This window comes from Chitinophaga lutea (genome assembly GCF_003813775.1).
Classification (GTDB): Bacteria; Bacteroidota; Bacteroidia; order Chitinophagales; family Chitinophagaceae; genus Chitinophaga; species Chitinophaga lutea.
In genome coordinates, this window is the sequence record NZ_RPDH01000002.1 from 1,387,289 (window position 1) to 1,408,171 (window position 20,883).

The following is a 20,883-nucleotide window of genomic DNA, read 5'->3' on the forward strand; positions in this document are numbered from 1 at the left end:
GGTTCCATCCGTCTTACATCAACATCACCGCCCCTGTTGACTGTGGTCATTGTAAAAGCTTCGCAATCACCGTAACTTTTATAAAACATTCTTATGAAAAAGGTGCTTTTCCTCTCTGACGCGTTTAAATTGAACAGTGGCGCAATCGATTTTGCAGCATATATCTGCAACCTTCGGCACAGCAGCCTTACCGGTTTGTTCCTGGGTGATTCGGAATCGAACCACCGGCCAGAGCCAGTGCTGCGTGAAAACATTATATGCAGCGGCATTCCCTATTCAGACGACCGGCCGCTGGCGGAACAGAAACTGGAATGTATACAAAAGAACCTTGCGCGTTTCGAATACGCCTGCGATACCCGTGAAATACCACAGGAACATATACTGATCGTAGACCATCCCCTGGAAAGGATACTGCTGGAATGCCGGTATGCAGACCTGCTGCTGATAGACCCGGAACTGGCCTTTTCCGAAAAAGTGAGTGGAATTTCGGGACAAATCGTTCATCACCTGCTGAAGGATGCAGAATGCCCGGTGATCGTAATGCCGGATCATTTCGAAAAACTCGACGAAATTGTTTTCGCGTACGATGGCAGCGCGTCTTCGGTATTCGCCATCAAACAGTTTACCAATACATTTCCGCGATTGGGAGACCGGAAAGTTTCTGTGATCACCGCACATGACGACAAGCTGGTGCCACTGGTAGAGAAACTGAAAATGAAAAGCTGGCTGGAACAGCATTACTCACTCATCACATTTCACAGCTTTGAAGGAGACAGCCGCAGCGAGATCGTGAAATTCGTATTGGGCAAGAAAAATATCATTGTTATAATGGGAGCGTTCGGCCACCACGGATGGCAGGAAGTTTTCTCCACCAGTCATGCCGAACCACTGGTAAGATACATATCGAAAGCCCTTTTTCTCAGCCACCGGTGAGAATGTCGCCACTTCCTGGCGGCACCCTCTTTTCCAGATCACTTTACAGATGCGTAATAAATAACGGAATATCAGCCGTGCGGAGAATGCTATCCGCATCGCTACGGTGAAAGAACCGCGACAGGCTACTTCGCCCGTAAGCACCGAAGGTCATCACGGCATTTTTATGATGGATGGCGATCAGCTGTAACTCTGCAGACGGGGTACCGACCAGATTCCTGTACGTCACTCTGTCATAGTGATGCTGAAGATAGTCCTTCAAAAGATCGCCGCTCGGCAACGTTTTGTCGTCACCTTCTTCCACGTATACCACTTCAACCGGCACCTCCGACAAATCATCAAAAACCTGCGAAAATTGTCTGATCGCATAGCTCGAAGAAAGTGTCCCGTTGTAGGTAAATATTATTTCCCGGATATGCTGAACAACTTCCGGCACGACCATCACCGGGCACTCGGCCTCGGCCAGCAGGTCTTTCACGAATTTGGGCGGATTAGTGTCATGCAACCAGCCTAAAGTGGTCGTATTGCGAACCAGCAACAGATCTGCAAGCCTGCTTTCGGCAATACATTCGGTCGCGGAAGCATTTCTGGGTACATGCACATTTACATCGTCGCCATTATCCCGGTAAAACTCGATCAGCCGCTTTTTATTTTTATCGGCCGTAAGTTGCCGGGTCTCCAGAACCTGTGCAAACATGGCATCGTAGGTCGCATCTTCGACAGACGACCGGCCGGACGCTGCCGAAAACCTCTCTTCAAACAGATTTTCCAGGAACAGGACGGTCAATTCGCCCCTGGCCGTATTCGCCAGGTACTTATAACTTCTGAGCTCATCTTCCGTAAAACTGAATGCATCTACGGCTGCGATTATTTTTTTCATACCATTATAATTTACTTCCAATTTACATGACTGCTACCCCCTGGAGAATGACTTCAGCAGGGTACCCGGATGATCGGTGTCACTTCCCCTGCAGTTGCTACTGATATTGTATATAAACCGGCGAAGGGAACAGTTTCAGCACTTCGGCCGGCTCCATTAGCCGGCCGCCGGTAGCCGGGTCCACAGTATAGAAGAGTTTAAATCCGGTATACTCCACCGGTTGCCTCGAAATCCAGCTGTTGTAACTGTCGCGCTTTTTGGCCGGGCTCCCAAAACCATCCATATTGATCACGATCTGTACCTCAGGCCGGCGGACGATCGAGCTGTAATTCGTCAGCATGGCCTGCGTAAAACGGTGAACAACCAGCACCTTTGGAGGGAGGTTGTGCGCTTGCACAAGGGCAGCGAGGTACACCGTTACGGCGTTGACCGCGGCCGCATCGAGGCTGCCGATAACCGAACAGGGTACCTGCCCTGCCTTCATGGCATATTCCGGATCGATGCCGAGATGTACATCGGGCTGTACCAGGTATTTCTCCAGCGACATGGCTTCAGGCAACGCCTCGCTTTGCCCCTGCTGGATATCGAGGAATGTAATGGCGCCCGCGCTTCGTGCCATTGTCAGGACTCTATCGATTTGGGAATGGGGCATCCGCAACCGGTACCTGTTATCTTTCCCCGGTTGCCGCTGCGCCGTAACGGCAATGTAGTGGAGGGCCGGAATTACAGGAAGCAGCGTATCTGCCTGCTGCCACTGCAGGGCTTGCGCCTTCAACCGGGCAACCAGCGAATCGGGCGGAAGGGCGCCCAATATTCCCATCCTGGTGGAATACAAATTCCCGTAAAAAGCCATTATCCGGTTATAGGGAAGCAACGCACCTTTCGCGGGAACGGTGCCATGCACCGGCCATTTGTCAGACTTCCGGCCGTGGTTCAGGTGCAGGAGGATTCTGGAATAGGTTTCTTCAGGAAAAGCGGGCACTGTGTCTTGTTTATGACTGTCAACGGCATCCAGCACCAGGTGCTTTTCCCGGCCCACATCAGGGAATTGCCTTTGATCGGGCGAGCACGAAACGGACAGCATACCGGCCATTATCCAATACCATGGAAATCTCGAATGCATGGTCTGATAGTTTCCGTAAACCTACCTTTTCAGCCACCCTAAATCAATGACCCCAGCCGCCCTGAATGGTGATTTACATCCACGCATTGAGAAACAGGCTGATAAGAACGGCCAGCGTGGTTCATGGCCACCATTGATGGCAACGCATCAGCAGTATAACGGATTCAAAGGCTCCGCAAGCGCCATTTCCTCATGGTGGCCTTTCAACAAAGAAACAGTCTCTCTGAAAAAGTACCACTCCCCGGCCAGATTGCTATTCAAACCGCAACAGCTTCCTCATCTGGTAAAAGAACCGTTGTATCAGCCGTAAATCCTGCGTAACGATTTCCGCGTTGCCTTTTAATTCTTTATCAAAGGGAAGGGTTTTACGAAAAGAGGTTTGCAGGCCATTGGGGAGCACAACATTTACATAATAGTTGCCGTCTTTATCGGGCGCATTGGCAATATTCTTCACCCGGGCCTCCACCATGCCGAATTCCTGGTAAGGATAGTTGTCCAGCTTCAGCAACACTTTCTGCCCCTCCTTCACCTTGCCGGAATTGGTGGCGGGCACCTGCAGCCTGCCGATGAGGATATCTTTATCGTCCGGCATCACGGACAACAATACCTCTCCCGCCTTCACAAACTGGTTCTTTCCCAGGAACTGCTGGAAGCTCACCACGCCGGCCACGGACGATTGCAGCAGGTAGTTCTGCTCCCAGGCGTTGAGCGATTTTCTCAGCTGTTCGAAAAGCTGCGCCGTCTGCGAGGTCAGGTTGATACGGTCTTTCTCCGCGTTGATGGTGACCCCGCTCCTCGTCTTCTCTATGCCGAGCATGCCTTCTTCCAGCTGCGATATGGTGATGTTGATGTTTTCGAGGTTCTGCTTCGCCTGTAAAAATTTCATCCTTTCCTGGTTCAATTCGGATGAAGACACCACCTTTTCTTTAAAAAGCGCCTGGTACCTGTCGAACTCCCTTTCTGCCAGCTCATATTTCGCCTGTTCCAGGTCCTTTTGCTGCCGAAGAGTGCGTATCCTGTTGCGCGACTCGGCCAGGCCTTTTTCCGCCGCGGCGTAGTCGGGCGAATAAGGGCGCAGCCTGGTAAAAAGGCGTTCCTCGGTGAGCGCCTTTGCAAAGGCGTTATAATCCGTCTGAATGTCGCCCAGTTTAAACCCTGCCACCTCTTCAAGGGGAAAATGCTCCAGTTTCCGGGTATCCAGCGAATCGATGAGGTTTCTCAGGCGGATGACGTCCCGGTAATCGGCCGTGGACTGCAGCACCATGAGCACCTGGTTCGGGGATACCGCCTGGCGGTCTTCCACGAATATCTCTTCCACCCTGGTATTGGTCCTTGCCTCCAGTTTCTCCGGCGGGTTCCGGGATGAAATGATGACGGGGGACGGCAAAAACTCCGGGTACCTGATGAGATAACTCATTCCCAAAATGAGCAGCAGGATGAGAAATATGGTGGTATTGCCCCAGCGGATCATCCAATGCGGCGGTTGCGTCAGGATTTCCTGCACGCCTTCGGAATGCAGCCGGATGGTGTCCAGTATGTCTTTTTCAGTTTCCAAGTTCCAATTGATTTTTTACAAGCCTGTAATACTCTTTCCGGAGCGCTACCAGTTCGTCGTGGCTGCCCTCCTCCACCACTTTCCCCCTGTCCAGCACGATGATCTTATCCGCGTTTTTTACGGTCGACAGGCGGTGCGCGATGATCACCGCGGTTTTTCCTTTCAGGAATTGTTCCAGGTTGCCCATGATCGCTTTTTCGGTGTTCGCATCCAGTGCGCTGGTAGCCTCGTCAAAAAATATGTATTCCGGTGATTTGTAAACCGCCCTGGCTATAAAAATCCGTTGTTTCTGCCCGCCGCTGACGCCGATGCCTTCATTCCCGATTTTCGAGTTGTAGCTGAGGGGCAGGCTTTCCACGAAATCCCTGATGCATGCCACCTCTACAGCCTTCTTCAGCTGCTGCCGGTCAATGTTGTCTACCCCGATGGCGATGTTTTTGGCGATGGTATCGTTGAACACGTACCCTTCCTGCATCACCACCCCGCACTGGTCGCGCCAGTACCGCGCCGAAATATGCTGCAGCTGTACGTTCCCGATCCTGATGTCGCCCTCGCCGGGCTCGTAGAATTTCATCAGCAGCTTCAGCAGCGTGGTTTTACCGCTGCCACTGGCCCCCACAATGGCGGTGGTTTTACGGTGCGGTATGCGAAGGCTTAGTTGCTCGAACACCGGCGCGCCGGCCCCTACATACCGGTATGAAACGTTGTTCAGTACGATATCCTGTTCCGGTATGTCCGTCACCGCCTGCACATGGGCAGGTTCCTCGTCTTCCTTGTCGTGGATCTCTCCCAGCCTTTCCAGCGATATCTTGGCGTCCTGCGTTTGTTTGACGAAGTCCATCAGCTGCAGCAGCGGGCCGTTCAGCTGGCCGATGATGTACTGCACCGCCAGCATCATGCCGAGCGTCAGGTTGCCGTCGAGCACCAGTTTGGCCGCGAGGAAGCTGACGAAGATGTCTTTCATCTGGTTGATAAAATTGGCGCCTACCGTTTGCCATTGCTCGAGCGACAGCGCCTTCACCTGTATCTTGAACAGTTTCACCTGCATAAACTCCCAGCCCCACCGCATCTGCCGCTCCGCGTTGTGCATTTTGATCTCCTGCATGCCATTCACCAGTTCTATCACCTTGCTTTGTTCCTCAGACACCTGGGAGAACCGCTTATAGTCCAGTTCCCGCCTCTTCTTCAGGAAGAAAGAGATCCATCCTACAGACAGGGTGGCCCCCAGCAGGTAGATCAGGAACAGCCGGTAATCGTACAGCAGCAGCACCACCCCGAAAATAACCAGGTTCACGAGGGAGAAAAGGGTGTTCAGGGAGGAGTTGGTAAGCAGTTGCTCTATCCGCTGATGATCGTTGATGCGCTGCATGATATCGCCCGTCATCCTGGTATCGAAATAGCTGATAGGCAGTTTCATGAGCTTGATGAAGAAGTCGGAGACGATGGAAATATTGATCCGGCTGGAGAGATGCAACAGTATCCAGCTGCGTATAATCTCGATGCCGGTTCTGCCGGCAAACAGCATCACCTGCGCCAGGAGCACGAGATAAATAAAGTTCAGGTCGTGGTTCTGGATACCGATATCTACAATGCTCTGCGTGAGGAAGGGGAAGATCAGCGACAGCAGGCTCCCGGCCAGGAGGCCGACCGCCAGCTGGGCGACCAGTTTTTTGTACCGGAAAAAATAGCCGAACAGGAAGGAAAAGTTCTTCCTGCTGCGCGGCTCGGCCGCATCCGCTTCAAAAAATGCAGGAGAAGGCTCCAGCAACAGGGCAATTCCTTCCTCATCCCGCTCCGTCTTTCCCTTGCCTATCCACCCGTCGATAAACTCCTGCTGGGTATATTTGATCAGGCCATAAGCAGGATCGGAAACATACACCACCGTTTGCCCGCCCGACCTTTTTATCTTGTACACCACCACAAAATGCTGCTGCCCCCAATGACAGATGCAGGGTAACGGCGCTTCTTCCATGAGGGTCAGAAAATCGATCTTTACGGCGAGCGACTTAAAACCCATTCCCTCCGCGGCGGCAGACAGACCCAGCAACGAGCTGCCCTCCCGCGTCGTTTCAGCCAGCGTACGGATAGCCTGCAGATCGGTCAGCCTGCCATAGTGCTTGCTGATGATCCTGATACAGGTAGGGCCACAGTCCTTACTGTCCGGCTGCTTGTAAAATGGGAATGACTTCAGCTTCATATTATTCTTTTATCGCTTCCAGGCCGTACCATGCAATGGCGGTTTGCTTCATCGGGTGCTGCGACCAGCTTTCCCAGGTATTGGTGTACGGGTCGTAGCCACATTTAAGGGGTTTGGAGTAGATATCCTGCGGGTCTTCCACGTAGGCCCGGCAATCCGTGCAAACGTGCCTGAACTCGCAGTCTTTACAAACCGAAATATCATCTTTACGGATGTTCCCGTAACGGTGGAACGCGGGGTTGTCGAGTATTTCCCGGACAGATGTTTGCGCGACATGCCCGAAGCCTTCGCGCATCGAAGGGCAATTTTTGACCTGCCCCTGCAGGTCTATGCTCAGTTTCCGGTTCAGGCAGGTATTGTGATGCTGGCTCTCGGTAAACAATTCCATGTTCGAAATGAAATACTCTGAGCGAATTTCGCCACAGGCCCTGCAATCGTTGATACTTTTGCTGAAAAACACGACCGGCACGGAACCGTCGAATATTTTTTCCGCCTTGTCCGCCGGCGCCGAATGGATCAGCAGCGATCTCACCCGGGGGTACTGTTTCACGAGCTTATCCCACTCCCGCAAATCAGGGCCCTCGCCATACGGCATCACCAGTTTAATGAATTTGAGGGTGGTGCCGTTGAACCGCTCCAGCAGCTCACGGACCTTTGCCGTGCTCACCGTAAGATAGCACCTGATCTCCAGCCCCTGTATATTCAGGTCAAACAGCTCCCGGAAAAAAGGAGCATCATAGTCGAGCGTTTCGTTATACTCGATAATAACGTTGGTGATATCCGAATACCGGTCCCAGCTGAGATCCAGCGGCACCAGTTCCGGCAGCAGCCGGCTGTCTGTGAATCCGAGTTCCTTACCGGTCACAAAATCGATGTACCCGGCGATGGCCTCCCGGTTATCTTCACCGTAGTGCGCCATACATTCCTCTATGGAGTGCTCTTGCAGGAACAAGAGCACATCGGCCGTATCGTTCGGGATATGATAGAACCGGCGCATCTGCAGGTCGCAGAGCAGCGACATACCGGCGCCTTTCACGATCCGGCAGTTGGCGTATATATTCAGGTATTCCATTGACAGCGCGGGATCAGAATTTTGAGATCATTTTGTAAAAATTAAACAGCTCGTACCCACCGGCATTGATCTTCCGGGCTTTTTCAAACTTGAGGATAGACCCGGATTGCAGCAGGCTCTCTTTGCCTTTCTCCAGGAAGTACAGCGACAGCGGCAGCCCCTGCTTTTCCTTCAGGTTACTGGTGAATTTCTTTTTCATGGGTGGTATTTTTGTGGAGCAGCCGCGCCATTTTCTTTTCGAGGTAATAGTTGCATGGGTAAGATACCATGCCAAACTGGCCTTCCGGATTGATTTCGAGGAAGTGGTAATTCCCCTGCATGTCCGCCATGAGGTCGATAGACCCCGTCCGGAAGCCGAGCGATTGCATCAGCAGATCCAGTTGATGCTCCAGCTCAGCCGGCAGCTTGTAAGGCACCGTTCTGTTGGGCCGCAGGTTGTCGTAATTCCGGAAGTCGTCCTGGGTTTTCCGGTTATTCTGGGAAAAAATAGCCATGGAATGGCACTCCCCGTCCAGGTAAAAGGTGCGTATTTCGAATTTTTTAATGATCTTCTCCTGTACCAGTGACGGAAAGAATTTTTCCGGTACAGTGGCCAGGGCGGCTTTGTTGACGGTTTTGGTCAGCATTTTGTACTGCCCGCCCGCAGCATCTTCAAGAAGAATGCATTCGCTAACGGGCTTTACGATCAGTTCAGGATAAGACCCCAGCAGGCGGTTAATGGCAGCCCGGGTAGTCACCACGTCCGTAAAAGGCGTACGAAGTCCGTATTTCCGGGCCAGTGCCAGCACATGCAGTTTGTTCAGGTTCGCATCTGAAATAGGGTCGTTCAGCCACTTCCGGCGATCGATGGTGTAAAACAGGAATGAATGAAGGCCGTTGAATTCGTCCGCCAAAAAACGCTTCAGCGTGTACTGCGTAGTGAAGTCGTCTTTTTTGAGACTGTATTTTACCGGGTAGCTGCTGATCTTTCTCCGGTACCAGACAACCGATGTATCGGTGTTGCCCGGCAGATCACCGAGGTGTTGGAAATCGAAAAAGTCCTCTCCATTCACGCGCCGGTAAGGTATGCGAAAATGATCCAGCCACTGGCAAACAGCATCCGTAGTACTTTCCAGGTGCGACTGACTTAAAATGAGGATCTGTGGAGACATTTTATTCAATTGGTTGCAGAAGGTAAAAACTGCCGGCAGCAGCCGGCAGTTCCATGGTTCCGCTCAAACTGGTGCGGAAACCGGGTGTTTACTTCTCGTCGTGTTTATGGTCGCACAGGTAAACATCCGGGCCGGAAAAATGCGTCGGATAGTGCGTGATGGTGCAGGAACCGTCGCCGGTGTCGGCAGACAGGTCGTTAGACATAGAGAGCGCTCTGCCGCCTTTGATAGCGTCCAGCGATTCAACTTTCTTTGCGTTCAGTTTTTTCAGTTTGTCCATTTTTTTAAATTTTAAAAAGGTTAACGAATGATGGGTTACTTGGCAGGATCGCTTTTAACGTCGGTAACGTAGTGTTGACCATTCCAGGTGGGTTTGTTTTCGGTGGTCCTTTCCTGGTCTACAAGATCAACTTCTGCAGACAGGAAATACCTGCCGCCCTTTACGGTTTCCGGAGACGTTACCTTTTTGGTAACCAATTTCTGTAAGTGTTTCATGTTATTGGAGTTTTAATATCCGCCATAAAATTAGGCGGGCGGGATAGTTCCCCGGTCGGCGGATGTACATTTGGCTGGTTGCGGTCAATATTCGTAGTACTCGGGGGAATATTTGCGGACGGGTGGATGGGGCTGCTCATCCCGCATAAAAAAGGGTGCCACTCACCCTTCGGAACGAAGGGGAATGAGGGTCAATCGTATATACGTCGCTTTGTTCAGTCAATACTGACAGGCAGGCGTGCAGGTTGGAGCAGCTACGAGGCCAGGGCTCTTGCTTTCTGCATATTCTCCTTGATTTTCGCGCTCCTGATAAATACCACTTCCCCGGCAAAGAAATGATCTATGACAGATCTGATATTGTCTATGTTCCCGTTATTCAAAGCAAACTGCAGGATCTTTCCCGCAGGTTCCTCCCTGATAATGAGGGTCAACGCCTGCTTGCCAAGCTCAGACCGGTATTGATTGATTTCTCCGAATTTGCTGATCATCAGTTCCGTGAGTCTGACAAACTCCGGTGCATTGTTCTGTTCAATGGCTTCCAGCATCAGCAATTGAATGGCATTTGAAATGTTGTACGAATAAAGTTCCGCATCCTTTACGCTCGGCCAGTTGATGACTTGCCAGAGCAAAGGCCGGGCTTCCTCAAACTTTTTCAAATCGCGCCATAAAACATTCGAAATCCGGCACAGATAATAAAATTTAAACCCGTAGTACAATTCACCGGTGCGCTCATTCAGGGATGTATCCGGCTTTTCATCGTATAGCCGCTGCCAAAGCCGGTACTCCTTTTCCTTGAACTTCCCGTCATTCGCACAATCGCTTAGGAAATACGCAAAATCTTCTACCTCCTTCAGCGACAGGCTTTCTATCGGGGTATCATGGAACTTGTCGTACCATTTATTAGCTTTATACACTTTTTTTATCTCGCCGTTGATGTATTTCTGCAGTTTAAGCGAGGGTTTATGGCCGGGCTCCTTCTCCAGTATCTCGGCAATGATTTTCAGCGCACTTTCGCCACAACTCAGTATCTCGGCACCTGTCTGCATTTCCATGGCATCTATCCATACATAGTATGCCCAGCATAACAGCGAATTGGAATCGCCCAGGTTATCCTGTGCAATTATTTTTCCGATCGCGGATGAAGTGGAATAAAAATCGAAGTCTTCTACCGCCCGCCGAATGCCGGAAGGCAGCTTTTTAACGTCGAAAGGGTATTTGTCAAACGGATGGATACCGGTCTTCATTGATGGGGGTTTTCCCAAATATATAAAAATTCTTAAAAACCAGGTCCCGTCAGCAGCAGCGTGTCCAGCACCGATTCCACATAGCGGTCATTGGGTACTCCACCGGGCTGCCTTTTTTTTAACAGGTATGCCTGCTGGCTGTCCTTGTCGGATTTCCATTCGAAGGTCATGTTCGGGTGAAGATCCAGGTATCCGTTGGCGTGAATATCCCAATAATCGCGCAACCCGCGAACGGCATACAATACCGAAGCGAGGTCCGCCACGTGGCGGTTTTTCGCTGTTCCCCCGAAGTACAGTTCATATGCCCTCCTTACCGGGTTGTTGGCGGGCGTCTGTGCAAGGCGCTCCCCGATCGCCAGGCCGCTCGGCACCGAGCATACCTCGCGCCCGGCGAAGACAAGCTCCGTGGGCCAGTGGTGAACGGCGTAATAGGCCGCAGCCGAGTCGTATGTAAAATTGACATTGCCGAGTTGGAGATCGTCTTTCGGAGGGTTGCCTATAAAATTTCCACCCATGCACACCCACTTCTTCACCTTCCGTTTCACAAGCTCCATACCACTCACGCGGCCCGTTGTTGCAGGGAGTTGGAGCAGTTCGCTGATGTTGGTGAGGTAACCGACGGTAACGATCACCACCGCGCCATCCGGTTGTTCTTCCAGGATGCGGCGGTAGAGGTCGACAGCTTCCTGCGCCGCGGCGACGTTGAAGTCGTGACGAAACTCGGCAGCAATGCCCCGGGTGTATCTGGATTGCCGCAGCACACCTTTGCCTTTGCGGATACCGATCGGAATATCGGGATGGTTGTAATAGGTATTGATAGCATCCACCGTCGGCGCCGAGAAGGGGTCGACCGTACTGCACATCATCGCCAGAATTTCACATTCGCCTTTGTTCTGCAGCGCGTGCAATACAGCCATGGCACCTGCATCATCGCAGTCCGTATGCATATCCGTATCAAAGATGATCTTCACCGGCGACCGCGCCTGCACCAGGATCGTATCATTGTTGACCGGCGCCGGACGGGCGAAATCCGCCCCCGGCAAATAAGCCGCTACCATGCCGGCGAAAAAAAATGCGATACTGTTCAGTTCGAGACGTATCATACGCAGTTGTTGCTTTAAAAAATCAGGCACCAGACGGGGTCCATCCCGTTTCACCGGTTGCGGGCTAGGGCCTTCCCGATAAAAGTATTAAGCTCGCCTGAGAAAGTCAAATTATACAGCCGGCCGGTGCTGTTTTCCGGTAACAAGCTTCGCCGGGAACGGCGGGCATCATATTCGGGAATTTTCTGTAGTTTAGCGAACACTGACTGAAAAACCTTTAAAATGAAACACTACTCTTTGTTGTTAGGCAGCGCACTCGTGTGCATGGCTCTGGGAGCCGGCTGCAAAAAAAGCAATTCTTCCGAACAGGCGGCGCCGGACAGCCGCAAAAAGCCGCCTACCGTTAACACGGCTTTCGCAGACAGCACAATCGAGGTCGCCGAAACACCTTCCGGCCCGCAGGAAGCAACGAGGCTTGCGCAAAACAATCCCGCATCCGACTTCACGCCTACCGGCTTCTACATGCCGCCCGGCGCCACGCTGAAGGTGCAGGTAGACCAACTGGCCGGCACCAGCATGCCCAAGCTGCTCATCGGCACCTACTCCCGATACAAGGCCAAATGGAACCCTACCGAGGTAGTGCTCAAAGCCGGCGAAAACACCATCACCGATGCTACCGGCGGTTTAATGTACCTGCGCTATGCCACCGGCGCCGCCACACCGGGGAAAGTAAAGGTGAAATTCCTCTCCGGCCAGCAGCCCGTGCCTTTTTACGTACAGGGCAAAACCACGCATGCGGACTGGCTCGCGGCCCTCGATTCGCTGACCGCCGCGCCTGACGTACAGCTGGTAAGCGCCCGCACCATCATGGTCGCTTCCCGCGCCAATGCCCTTGCTTATAAGAATGAAAACCAGGACGAAGTGCTCCGCCTCGCCGACCGCGTCATCAACATCGAAGATTCCATCAGCGGCCTCGATGGCGCCACCGCGGCCGATAAGGTGAACGTGCATAAATACCTGATGACGGAAACGGACAATTCCGATTATTACATGGTGGCCACCTGGTACCGCACAGCGTATTACCAGAACACCCTTGCCGCCATTCTCACCGTAAACGGCCTGGGCAAAGACGGTTGGGGCCCCTGGCACGAACTGGGCCATATGCACCAGCAGGGTGCATGGACCTGGGGTGGCCTCGGTGAAGTGACCGTTAACATCTACAGCCTCGCCGTGGAAAGGAAATTCGGCATCACCCCCACCCGCCTGAAACGCGACAACGTCTGGCCGAAACTCGATACCTACTTCGCGCTGGCAGATGCGGAGCGCGACTTCAACAGCGCCAAAGCCGACGTTTGGGTGAGGCTCGCCATGTTCCACCAGCTCTGGATGGCATTTGGAGACAGTTTTTATCACCAGCTGCACAAACAGACCCGCGCGGAAAAGCCCGCTCTTTCAACCGATGCGGCGAAAATGCGTTACTTCATGCTCAAGGCGTGTAATATTTCAGGGAAGAACCTCGCTCCCTTCTTCCGCAAATGGGGTTTTAAAGTAGACGAGAGCGTATATACGGAGATTGCCGCGCTGAACCTGCCTGCGCCGGCGACCGATCCTTCCACATTGCGGGAATAACCGGTTTTAACGATAGCTTTCATATTGCAGCCGGCAACTTTCGTTGCCGGCTGTGTTTTTTGCGGGAGGATTTACATCAATTGCTGTAGTGAGCGGCTCATCCTTATCAATCGCCTTCAAGAACCGGCTATGCTTTCTGCCGCTTCACCATTTCCGTGATCCAGATGGGCGCGAACGGCGATGTACAGCCTTTCGAAACCGGGTAATCGCGGTAAATCCCCAGTTTTTCACCGATCTCGATGGCCCGCTTGCGGTGCTCGGGGAAGCTGATCCCGATTTGCGCGAGCGCGGTATTCATGGTCCATTGTACTTCCGGCGCCGCCTTGGGCATTTCGGCGGCGATGCGGTCTAGCAGCTTCACCAGGTCGAGGCCTTCCGGTTGCCGGGTAATCCGGCCGGCCGTCAAGCTCCAGCCCGCACGAGCGGCCCATATGTTTTTATCTTTCATCCACGCTTCGCGGCGGGCATCCTTTTCAGGATGGTCTTTGAGTATGTAGGCGTTGAACCAGTCCGCCACCTGTACAAAATTGATGGACTTCAACATGGTCTCCAACTCATCGAGCGACAACTGTTTGGGTTTCATGATAAGTGTGGCCAGCAGGCGGGCGTCGATATTGCCTGTTTTCCATAATTCCAGGCCCAATGCATGATCGGACTTGATTTTATTGCCAAGCGTCCGGATATCCCCCAGTTTCGCACCGAACTGGTTTTTGTCCGCACCATGCTTGATATTATGGGCCATCATCTTTTCATTTCCCAGCGCTTTGAGCTGTTCGAGGGCTTCTTTGCTTGTCATAACAGGATTTTTTAACGTTGAACAGGCCTGCTGTTCAGACCAGGCAGGCATTGTACATCAAAAAATACATTAATTTCAAAAAAGAATCTTACATTTTCTGATGAAAATATTGCCCTGCTGGCCGGGAAGAAGTGTTCCCCGGTAAAAAAAGGAAATGACCCTCTAAAATGCATATCAAATGAGCTACCCAATCTATACCGACACCAGTTGCAAGGTTATAACCGCTGCTTTTTCCATCATAACGCTTGCCCTAGCCGTGATGCCTTTCATAGACCCAAGCGCTCCCTGGGGGATTTATCTTGCCGTGACATTACTCCTGTTGGTATACCTGATTTCCTACTTATTAAGACCCAATTCATATACAATTGATGAAAACAAGCTGGCAATACAAAGCGCCATGTCCAGGAAGGAGTATGCCATTGAAAACATCGGCTCCGTTCACCTCTTGCCTAAACATGCATTGCACAATTCTTACAGGGCATTGGGCATTGGAGGGCTATTCTCCTACAGAGGCACAATCAATATCAAAAACTGGGGAAATGTAATGTCCTATGCGAGAGGCTTTAAGGATAACATCATAATCCTTACTTTAAAATCAGGGGAAAGGCTGCTGCTCTCCCCTGAAGACGAATCGTCTTTTTACCAGGCCATCAGCCAAAAAATCGCTGTATAAAACAATCGGAACAGGAAATAACCTGCCACCGGATTAATTTTTAGAATGCAGCCCCAGTTTATTCCCTTCAGTATCGATAAACATGGCAAAGAAGCCGATCTCGGGGCTGATTTCGGTTTTGGGCACCACTATCTTCCCGCCTGCGGGTTCTATTTTGCCTAATACATGCTGCAAATCGTCCCCTGCGTTCAGGTAAACGACAGTGCCTTCGGCAGAAGCCTTATATTCTTCCGATTTTATCAACGTTACGGAAACCGCTTCGTCCTGACCCGGGAACAATCCCATGGGGGTCCCCTGCATATCGATCTCTTCGATACTGATATTCAATATTGCCTGATAGAAGGCGACTGCCCTGGAGAAGTCCTCCGTGGGAATCTCAACAATTGAAATTAAACTTTTCATATGGCCCTGTTATTGGTTTACAGCACAAATCTACCGAGCCCGCGCACGTTAAAATTGTAAAAATGCGACAGCTAGTCTGCTTTGTAGAAAAGGGCGGAGAGGGCCATCGCCTCGTCCCCTAAAAAATCCTTGGGGCTGGTTCCGGTAAATTCCCTGAAGTCTTTGGTGAAATGCGCCTGGTCGTAGTATTCGTTTTCGTAAGCAATACTGGTCAAGCTTCCGGATTGTTGGTTAAGCATCATTTTCAGGGCGGCCTGCAACCGGATGATTTTACCCAGCTGCTTGGGGCTCATCCCGATCTGTTTTAAAAACTTTCTTTCGAGCTGCCGCCTTTTCGACAAATCTTCTTTGAGTAGAACGTTTATCGGCGTGCTCCCCCTCGTAGCCAGCATTGCGTCGATGGTTGATTTCACGATACCATCAATCGTCGATTCTTCTTTTAATCGTTTTAAGAGGAAATCCTCTGCTATTTTTATTCTTTTGATGGTATCCGTGGCGTGGATTATCTTTTGTTCCAGCTCTTTTGCCGGCTCTTCTCCAAACAACAAGCCTATCGGCGTTTCTTTGTTGGCTAAACTGCTAACCGGAACTGATACAAAGTTGGCGAAGCTGTACGGGTAAAAGCGGATCGCGAAGGAATTGACATATCCGGCCGGTTCAACAAAAAAAGGTTCAGTAATTTGCCCGATCACCATTGCGCGCGGCTGGATGATAAACTCATTTTCACCTGTGATCCGCTTCACATCGTCGCCCAGCAAAAAAAACATCTCAATGCAGCCGTCGGGTAAAATGCGTTGTCTTGAGCTTTCCTCAGCCGGCACCTCTAAAGTCCAGAAACATTTTATAACTGACTGTAGCGCTGAACGCGGCTGAAATGTTTGATAGTTCATCTACGGAAAATTACAAAAACGATAAAATACCTGCACAGGAAACCCGGTTCGTTAACTACCGGCGCCCCCGGATTACGAAAAATCCGTTCAGAGCAACTGATGCAGCTTCACATATTGCAGCAGCATAATTGTTTTCCCGTCTTTTATCTCCCCGCTATCAATCATGGCCATCGCCTTGTCGATATGTACTTCCAGCACTTCTATCTCTTCCTGTTCATGCTCCAGTCCGCCGCCGCCGTTGATCTGCATTTCCGGGCTATATTCGGCAACGAAAAAGTGGACCACCTCCGTTACCGAGCCCGGCGACATGTAGGCATCGAATACGCTCCGGACGTCCCGGATGCGGAACCCGGTTTCCTCTTCAGCTTCCCGGCGGATGCATTCTTCCGGGTTATTTTCGTCCAGCAAACCGGCGCAGGCCTCTATCAGCATACCGGTGCTGTTGCCGTTGATGTAGGTGGGCAGGCGGAACTGCCGCGTCAGGATCACGTTCCCAGTAGCGGGGTTGTACAGTAATACCGTAGCACCATTCCCCCGGTCGTACGCTTCACGGGAACGCGTTTCCCAGGCTCCGCTCTTCCCCTTATAGTCATATGTTACCTTGAAAAGTTTGTACCAGTTATCTGACAATACTTCCGTTGAGATGATTTTTATTTCAGGCTGCATGGTTTTGATTAATTTTGATCAAATTTGATTATTTTTATCAAATATAGATCAAAATGGGATACCAGGAGCGAAAAGGAAAAATCCTTAAAATACTTGACAGGAAGGAAAGCATGGAGGTGCAGGAAATAGCGGACGAGCTGGGCATCTCTGCGGTTACCATCCGGAGAGACCTGCAGCAGCTGGCGGACGAAGAGCTGTTGATAAGAACCCATGGGGGCGCCATGAAAGCGCCGTCCAAACATCCCTTCACGGCTTTTGCCGACAAAGAAAGCGTTGCCGTTTCCAGGAAAAAACAGATCGGCAGACTTGCCGCCGCCCTGGTCAAACCCGGGGATACAATATTTATGGATTGCGGCAGCACGGTGTTTACCATGTGCGCCCACCTCAAAGACATAACGCCCCTGCGCATCGTCACCAACTCATTGCCCGTTGCAGCGGCGTTCATGGACGTACCCGGCATACAGGTGAACCTGGCCGGCGGCGAGATGGACGGCCGCCGGAAAGCCATCCATGGCGACAGGGCCATTGCACATATAAAAAGCTATCATGCCGGCAAAGCATTTATCGGTACCGACGGCCTGTCTGTAAAAAACGGGCTGACCGCGTTCAGTGAAACCGAAGCCGGTATCAGTACGGCAATGGCCGGCTGCGCCGATGAGGTGTTCGTGCTCTGTGATTCTTCCAAAATAGGCAGGGATAGTTATCTCAAATTCGCCCCGCTATCGTTAATAACCGCCCTGATCACTGATAAGGAATTGCCCCCCGCCCGGGCAGCGCAGTTAAAAGGGAAAGGCGTGAAAGTGATCAGTTGAGCGGCCTGCGACTTGCCAATCCGGTACACACTGCCTTACCCCATCCAAACAAAGACCATATCCCCCCAGCCCGACGTTTCCGTACCGCAAAGCTGACGGGCTCCGGTGAAGAATAAATTTTTATATTACTTACTGCAACCGTTCCGCTTATTATTTGTCAAATAACATCGTGAACCATCTATACCATAACCGGTCCGACAGGGAATTGGCCGACCTGGTGCTGCAAGGCGACCGGGAAGCATTCAGGGTGATCATGGAAAGGACGGAAAAACTCGTCATCCATATCATCAGTGGCATGGTGCCGGTGCGGGAAGACAGGGAAGACCTCGCGCAGGATGTATACCTGAAGGCTTTCCGGCATCTTTCCGGTTTCCGTTACGAAGCAAAGCTCTCTACCTGGATTGCCCGGATCACTTACAACGCCTGCGTCAACCACCTGCGTAAAAAGCGCCTGCCCCTGGTCGACCCGGCGATAAGCGAAGCTATCGATGCGCCCGACGACGCCGGCGACCCTTTCGCTTTACTGTCGGAACGGCAACTCGCCGGCATCCTGCAGCAGGCGGTTGCCCGGCTGTCTCCGTTACTGAGTACCCTGATTACGCTATATCACCAGGCCGGCCTGGGTATTTCGGACATCGCGCATATCACCGGCCTCCCGGATGGCACGGTCAAAAGTTACCTGTACAGGGCGCGAAAACAGCTACAACAACATCTTCTGACAATTTATCAAAACAAGGAGGCTTTATGAATACGCATCCCAGTGATATCGAGATTCAGGACTATGCGCTGCAGCCACCCGGCGCAACTCATGCGCATATTGACCACTGTCCGCATTGTATGCAGCGGGTAAGGCAATACCGGCTGATGCTTACCGCCCTCAACCGGCAAGCCATTCCCGAACCGGCGTTCCATGTAACCGATGCCGTCATGGCCCGGCTCCCTAAGCGGCCTTCAGCAACGAAAAACGCGCTGCGGCTGACCATGGCCGGCGCCGCCATCATCGCTGCAGCCAGTATACCCTTCCTTCCGTACATTTCCGGTTTTTATAGCTGGCTTTCGCTCGTGGAAAGAAATACCATGTCGCTGCTGGCGCTCGGGAGCATTGCACTGGCGGCTTTCCTGCTGGCATTACAGCTGCTGCACTTCCGGAAAATGATAGGGGCGATAAAAAATAACGAAGCACTGCAACCGGATCATTGATTACCTGTCAGATTATATAACAACAAGATTTATGAAACATACACGCATCTTATTACCGCTGTTATTACTTCCTGTTTTTGCTTCCGCGCAGGGAAACCCGGGGCCATACATCGACAGGGATATTTTCAACGTATGCGCAACGATCGCATTCGCAGCGTTGCTGCTGGGATTTCTGCTGGCGCTATCCCGGCAATTCCTGGATTACCGGATCAAGGCAAAACTGACGGAGAGCGGCCTCCCCGAACCGGTCATTACAAGCCTGCTGCGGCAGGATGCCCATAACGGCAAACTCAACATGGCCAAATGGGCGATCATTTTCGCAGGTATCGCACTGGCATGTACGATCATTTATTACACGCTTCCGGTCGGCGTCCATTCGCTGGCCATACTATCGGCCTGCCTGTCCATCAGCTTTGGCGCTTACTTTCTGTTACTCCATAAGTTGAAACGGTAATGGCTGCGCATATCCGGACTGCCTGGCAGGCACTGCAAAGCATCTGTCTTTTGACGCTTGCCACCCTCCTGCCGCAACCTGCATTCCCCCAGCAGCATGATGCGCCACCGGGCAGGCTGGCGGAACAGCTCGACGGGTTGATGACGGCCTATACATCCACAGGGCTTTTCAACGGTTCGGTACTGATATCGAAAGCCGGCGAAACGCTGCTGGTCAAAGGGTATGGATACAGCAACCTTGCCGCAGGAACGCTTAACACCGCCACCACGAAGTACCCTGTCTACTCCATCACCAAGTCCATGACCGCGGCATTGATATTGCAACTCGCCGAAAGGAAACTGCTGACGCTGGATGAACGCCTTTCCCGGTTCTACCCCACGTACCCCGCCGCGGACTCCATGACGATTTCGCAGCTGCTGACACATACATCCGGATTGTACCCTTACAATAACGACTATTCCATGCCAACGGATTCGGAAGAGGCCATGGTGCGCTTTCTCGCGGGCCGCGCGCTGGAGTTCAAACCGGGAAGCCAATGGCAGTATTGCAATACGGGATACTATCTGCTGGGGTTTATCGTGGAGAAAACAACCGGGCTGCCATACGGAAAGGCACTCGATTCCCTGCTGTTCCGGCCATTGAAAATGAAAGCAAGCGGGCTCGACTTCCGGGCGCTGCAGGCCACCGGCAAAGCCACCGGCTATCGTTTCCTTTATCCCGGTTCCGGGAGTGAAGCCAGGCTGTATCCGCAGGAAGAACTGAGGTCTTCGGGCGGCGTATGGAGCACGGTGGAGGATATGTTGAAGTTTCACGAGGGCATGCAGCACCACCGCATCATTTCACCTGCCAGCACCCGGCAAGCCTATACGCCCTACCAAAAATCATATGGATACGGCTGGTTTATCGACTCGGCCGACGGCCGGCAGATTGTAAGCCATAGCGGCGGAGCGGCCGGTTTCCGAAGCCTGCTGGTGCGCATCCCCGACAGCAATACCTGCATCGTTCTGTTGGCCAATGCCGAGAACGTCGATCTTGCGGTGATAAAGGACGGGATACTACGGCTCCTGTCTGGCAAAGATTACGAAGTGCCGCATTCCGTCGAGGTCGATTCCGCACGCCTGTCCGCCATCGCCGGAACTTACCGGCTGGAACCTGGCCGTTCACTGTACATCAAAAGCATCCACCGGCGGCTGGTAGCGCAAGTTTCCGGACAACAGCCCGCACTGCTATTGGCCGATTCCAGCGGATGTTTCAGGGTTGCAGGCATGAATGGGCACCTCGAGTTCATAGGCCGCCAACCAGGCCTGTACGACAGCGTAGCGCTTTTCCGCAAAGACCGGAGGCACCTGGGCGTAAGGGTCAACGCCACCTGGGGTATCGCCGGCAGTGCGTTGCCCGGAGGATGGTCTGCTCCAGACATCGTGATGCTGCCGGCCAACGGACAGCCGGGCGTATGGACAGCCATGAACGTACGCCTGCTCGACGGGGTGATCAAATTCCGTTTCAACAACGACTGGACATTTAACCTCGGAGCCGCTCCCGGATCGAAGATGCTCGAGGACGATGGGCCCGACATCGCCGTGAAGGCGGGAACCTATACGATCAGCCTGCACCTGCAGTCTTCCACGAATCCGGTATTTATAATGCGGCGGGAATAATCCCCATCCT

General features: G+C 52.2%; 23 protein-coding genes. 8 read left to right on the plus strand and 15 right to left on the minus strand.

The annotated features are described in order from the left end of the window. Positions 1-93: 93 nt before the first annotated feature. The gene (locus tag EGT74_RS17715) at positions 94-933 is read left to right on the plus strand and encodes a universal stress protein (RefSeq protein WP_123847904.1); all 840 of its coding nucleotides are present in this window, start codon (positions 94-96) and stop codon (positions 931-933) included. Positions 934-976: 43 nt separating this feature from the next. Here EGT74_RS17715 and EGT74_RS17720 read toward each other — a convergent pair whose 3' ends face one another. The 11 genes from EGT74_RS17720 to EGT74_RS17770 all read right to left on the minus strand — a co-directional run bounded on the left by EGT74_RS17720 (position 977) and on the right by EGT74_RS17770 (position 11,753). Then, the gene (locus EGT74_RS17720; RefSeq protein WP_123847905.1) at positions 977-1,813 is read right to left on the minus strand and encodes a universal stress protein; all 837 of its coding nucleotides are present in this window, start codon (positions 1,811-1,813) and stop codon (positions 977-979) included. 97 nt (positions 1,814-1,910) lie between these two features. After that, positions 1,911-2,936, minus strand: a complete 1,026-nt coding sequence (locus EGT74_RS17725; protein ID WP_123847906.1) for a hypothetical protein — start codon at positions 2,934-2,936, stop codon at positions 1,911-1,913. A 253-nt stretch (positions 2,937-3,189) separates the two neighbouring features. Continuing rightward, a complete protein-coding gene (locus tag EGT74_RS17730; RefSeq protein WP_123847907.1) occupies positions 3,190-4,491 on the minus strand; it encodes an HlyD family secretion protein in 1,302 nt (433 codons plus the stop codon). After that, on the minus strand, positions 4,481-6,688 hold the full coding sequence (locus EGT74_RS17735) for a peptidase domain-containing ABC transporter (protein ID WP_220392898.1): 2,208 nt from the start codon (positions 6,686-6,688) through the stop codon (positions 4,481-4,483). Before EGT74_RS17735 ends, EGT74_RS17730 begins: the two co-directional genes overlap by 11 nt. 1 nt (position 6,689) lies before the next feature. Then, positions 6,690-7,760, minus strand: a complete 1,071-nt coding sequence (gene gwsS, locus EGT74_RS17740; RefSeq protein ID WP_123847908.1) for a grasp-with-spasm system SPASM domain peptide maturase — start codon at positions 7,758-7,760, stop codon at positions 6,690-6,692. Positions 7,761-7,773: 13 nt separating this feature from the next. After that, positions 7,774-7,959, minus strand: a complete 186-nt coding sequence (locus tag EGT74_RS17745) for a hypothetical protein (RefSeq protein WP_123847909.1) — start codon at positions 7,957-7,959, stop codon at positions 7,774-7,776. Then, positions 7,937-8,911, minus strand: a complete 975-nt coding sequence (gene gwsG / locus EGT74_RS17750) for a grasp-with-spasm system ATP-grasp peptide maturase (protein ID WP_123847910.1) — start codon at positions 8,909-8,911, stop codon at positions 7,937-7,939. Before gwsG ends, EGT74_RS17745 begins: the two co-directional genes overlap by 23 nt. Before the next feature lie 88 nt (positions 8,912-8,999). Then, positions 9,000-9,191 carry a hypothetical protein gene (locus EGT74_RS17755; RefSeq protein WP_123847911.1) on the minus strand — a complete coding sequence of 64 codons (192 nt, stop codon included), beginning with the start codon at positions 9,189-9,191 and terminating at the stop codon, positions 9,000-9,002. Positions 9,192-9,226: 35 nt separating this feature from the next. Next, entirely contained in the window at positions 9,227-9,406 is a 180-nt protein-coding gene (locus EGT74_RS17760) for a hypothetical protein (RefSeq protein WP_123847912.1), read from the minus strand. A gap of 254 nt (positions 9,407-9,660) precedes the next feature. Next, positions 9,661-10,650 (minus strand): hypothetical protein, encoded by a 990-nt coding sequence (locus tag EGT74_RS17765; RefSeq protein WP_123847913.1) that lies wholly within the window; start codon positions 10,648-10,650, stop codon positions 9,661-9,663. A gap of 32 nt (positions 10,651-10,682) precedes the next feature. Further along, positions 10,683-11,753: a nucleoside hydrolase gene (locus EGT74_RS17770; protein ID WP_123847914.1), complete on the minus strand. Its 1,071-nt coding sequence runs from the start codon at positions 11,751-11,753 to the stop codon at positions 10,683-10,685. Positions 11,754-11,975: 222 nt separating this feature from the next. Here EGT74_RS17770 and EGT74_RS17775 point away from each other — a divergent pair, with 222 nt between their 5' ends. After that, complete coding sequence (locus EGT74_RS17775; RefSeq protein ID WP_123847915.1) at positions 11,976-13,322, plus strand: M60 family metallopeptidase; 1,347 nt, start codon at positions 11,976-11,978, stop codon at positions 13,320-13,322. Positions 13,323-13,449: 127 nt separating this feature from the next. Here EGT74_RS17775 and EGT74_RS17780 read toward each other — a convergent pair whose 3' ends face one another. Continuing rightward, positions 13,450-14,118, minus strand: a complete 669-nt coding sequence (locus EGT74_RS17780) for a DNA alkylation repair protein (RefSeq protein WP_123847916.1) — start codon at positions 14,116-14,118, stop codon at positions 13,450-13,452. 178 nt (positions 14,119-14,296) lie between these two features. On the opposite strand from EGT74_RS17780, the gene EGT74_RS17785 reads away from it, so the two are divergent. Continuing rightward, complete coding sequence (locus tag EGT74_RS17785) at positions 14,297-14,791, plus strand: PH domain-containing protein (protein WP_123847917.1); 495 nt, start codon at positions 14,297-14,299, stop codon at positions 14,789-14,791. Positions 14,792-14,824: 33 nt separating this feature from the next. Here the strand turns inward: EGT74_RS17785 and EGT74_RS17790 are convergent, their stop codons facing one another. From EGT74_RS17790 to nudK, 3 genes are all read right to left on the minus strand, one after another. Further along, on the minus strand, positions 14,825-15,193 hold the full coding sequence (locus EGT74_RS17790; RefSeq protein WP_123847918.1) for a VOC family protein: 369 nt from the start codon (positions 15,191-15,193) through the stop codon (positions 14,825-14,827). Between the two features lie 71 nt (positions 15,194-15,264). Further along, positions 15,265-16,083, minus strand: coding sequence for an AraC family transcriptional regulator (locus EGT74_RS17795; RefSeq protein ID WP_123847919.1), 819 nt, complete (start codon positions 16,081-16,083; stop codon positions 15,265-15,267). An 87-nt stretch (positions 16,084-16,170) separates the two neighbouring features. Then, positions 16,171-16,749, minus strand: a complete 579-nt coding sequence (nudK, locus tag EGT74_RS17800; RefSeq protein WP_123847920.1) for a GDP-mannose pyrophosphatase NudK — start codon at positions 16,747-16,749, stop codon at positions 16,171-16,173. Positions 16,750-16,802: 53 nt separating this feature from the next. Here nudK and EGT74_RS17805 point away from each other — a divergent pair, with 53 nt between their 5' ends. The 5 genes from EGT74_RS17805 to EGT74_RS17825 all read left to right on the plus strand — a co-directional run bounded on the left by EGT74_RS17805 (position 16,803) and on the right by EGT74_RS17825 (position 20,873). Beyond that, positions 16,803-17,561 (plus strand): DeoR/GlpR family DNA-binding transcription regulator, encoded by a 759-nt coding sequence (locus tag EGT74_RS17805; protein WP_123847921.1) that lies wholly within the window; start codon positions 16,803-16,805, stop codon positions 17,559-17,561. Positions 17,562-17,730: 169 nt separating this feature from the next. Next, positions 17,731-18,309: an RNA polymerase sigma factor gene (locus EGT74_RS17810; protein WP_123847922.1), complete on the plus strand. Its 579-nt coding sequence runs from the start codon at positions 17,731-17,733 to the stop codon at positions 18,307-18,309. Further along, entirely contained in the window at positions 18,306-18,761 is a 456-nt protein-coding gene (locus EGT74_RS17815) for a cupin domain-containing protein (protein WP_123847923.1), read from the plus strand. Before EGT74_RS17810 ends, EGT74_RS17815 begins: the two co-directional genes overlap by 4 nt. Positions 18,762-18,792: 31 nt before the next feature. Then, on the plus strand, positions 18,793-19,215 hold the full coding sequence (locus EGT74_RS17820; RefSeq protein ID WP_123847924.1) for a hypothetical protein: 423 nt from the start codon (positions 18,793-18,795) through the stop codon (positions 19,213-19,215). Then, on the plus strand, positions 19,215-20,873 hold the full coding sequence (locus tag EGT74_RS17825) for a serine hydrolase (RefSeq protein WP_123847925.1): 1,659 nt from the start codon (positions 19,215-19,217) through the stop codon (positions 20,871-20,873). The genes EGT74_RS17820 and EGT74_RS17825 overlap by 1 nt, the downstream gene beginning before the upstream one ends. The last annotated feature ends 10 nt before the right edge of the window (positions 20,874-20,883 follow it).

Excerpts from the sequence above, each read along its gene's own strand:
- EGT74_RS17715 (WP_123847904.1), top strand. The coding sequence starts at position 94 with ATGAAAAAGGTGCTTTTCCTCTCTGACGCGTTTAAATTGAACAGTGGC.
- EGT74_RS17720 (WP_123847905.1), bottom strand. The coding sequence starts at position 1,813 with ATGAAAAAAATAATCGCAGCCGTAGATGCATTCAGTTTTACGGAAGAT.
- EGT74_RS17725 (WP_123847906.1), bottom strand. The coding sequence starts at position 2,936 with ATGCATTCGAGATTTCCATGGTATTGGATAATGGCCGGTATGCTGTCC.
- EGT74_RS17735 (WP_220392898.1), bottom strand. The coding sequence starts at position 6,688 with ATGAAGCTGAAGTCATTCCCATTTTACAAGCAGCCGGACAGTAAGGAC.
- gwsS (WP_123847908.1), bottom strand. The coding sequence starts at position 7,760 with ATGGAATACCTGAATATATACGCCAACTGCCGGATCGTGAAAGGCGCC.
- EGT74_RS17745 (WP_123847909.1), bottom strand. The coding sequence starts at position 7,959 with ATGAAAAAGAAATTCACCAGTAACCTGAAGGAAAAGCAGGGGCTGCCG.
- gwsG (WP_123847910.1), bottom strand. The coding sequence starts at position 8,911 with ATGTCTCCACAGATCCTCATTTTAAGTCAGTCGCACCTGGAAAGTACT.
- EGT74_RS17755 (WP_123847911.1), bottom strand. The coding sequence starts at position 9,191 with ATGGACAAACTGAAAAAACTGAACGCAAAGAAAGTTGAATCGCTGGAC.
- EGT74_RS17760 (WP_123847912.1), bottom strand. The coding sequence starts at position 9,406 with ATGAAACACTTACAGAAATTGGTTACCAAAAAGGTAACGTCTCCGGAA.
- EGT74_RS17765 (WP_123847913.1), bottom strand. The coding sequence starts at position 10,650 with ATGAAGACCGGTATCCATCCGTTTGACAAATACCCTTTCGACGTTAAA.
- EGT74_RS17770 (WP_123847914.1), bottom strand. The coding sequence starts at position 11,753 with ATGATACGTCTCGAACTGAACAGTATCGCATTTTTTTTCGCCGGCATG.
- EGT74_RS17775 (WP_123847915.1), top strand. The coding sequence starts at position 11,976 with ATGAAACACTACTCTTTGTTGTTAGGCAGCGCACTCGTGTGCATGGCT.
- EGT74_RS17780 (WP_123847916.1), bottom strand. The coding sequence starts at position 14,118 with ATGACAAGCAAAGAAGCCCTCGAACAGCTCAAAGCGCTGGGAAATGAA.
- EGT74_RS17785 (WP_123847917.1), top strand. The coding sequence starts at position 14,297 with ATGAGCTACCCAATCTATACCGACACCAGTTGCAAGGTTATAACCGCT.
- EGT74_RS17790 (WP_123847918.1), bottom strand. The coding sequence starts at position 15,193 with ATGAAAAGTTTAATTTCAATTGTTGAGATTCCCACGGAGGACTTCTCC.
- EGT74_RS17795 (WP_123847919.1), bottom strand. The coding sequence starts at position 16,083 with ATGAACTATCAAACATTTCAGCCGCGTTCAGCGCTACAGTCAGTTATA.
- nudK (WP_123847920.1), bottom strand. The coding sequence starts at position 16,749 with ATGCAGCCTGAAATAAAAATCATCTCAACGGAAGTATTGTCAGATAAC.
- EGT74_RS17805 (WP_123847921.1), top strand. The coding sequence starts at position 16,803 with ATGGGATACCAGGAGCGAAAAGGAAAAATCCTTAAAATACTTGACAGG.
- EGT74_RS17815 (WP_123847923.1), top strand. The coding sequence starts at position 18,306 with ATGAATACGCATCCCAGTGATATCGAGATTCAGGACTATGCGCTGCAG.
- EGT74_RS17820 (WP_123847924.1), top strand. The coding sequence starts at position 18,793 with ATGAAACATACACGCATCTTATTACCGCTGTTATTACTTCCTGTTTTT.
- EGT74_RS17825 (WP_123847925.1), top strand. The coding sequence starts at position 19,215 with ATGGCTGCGCATATCCGGACTGCCTGGCAGGCACTGCAAAGCATCTGT.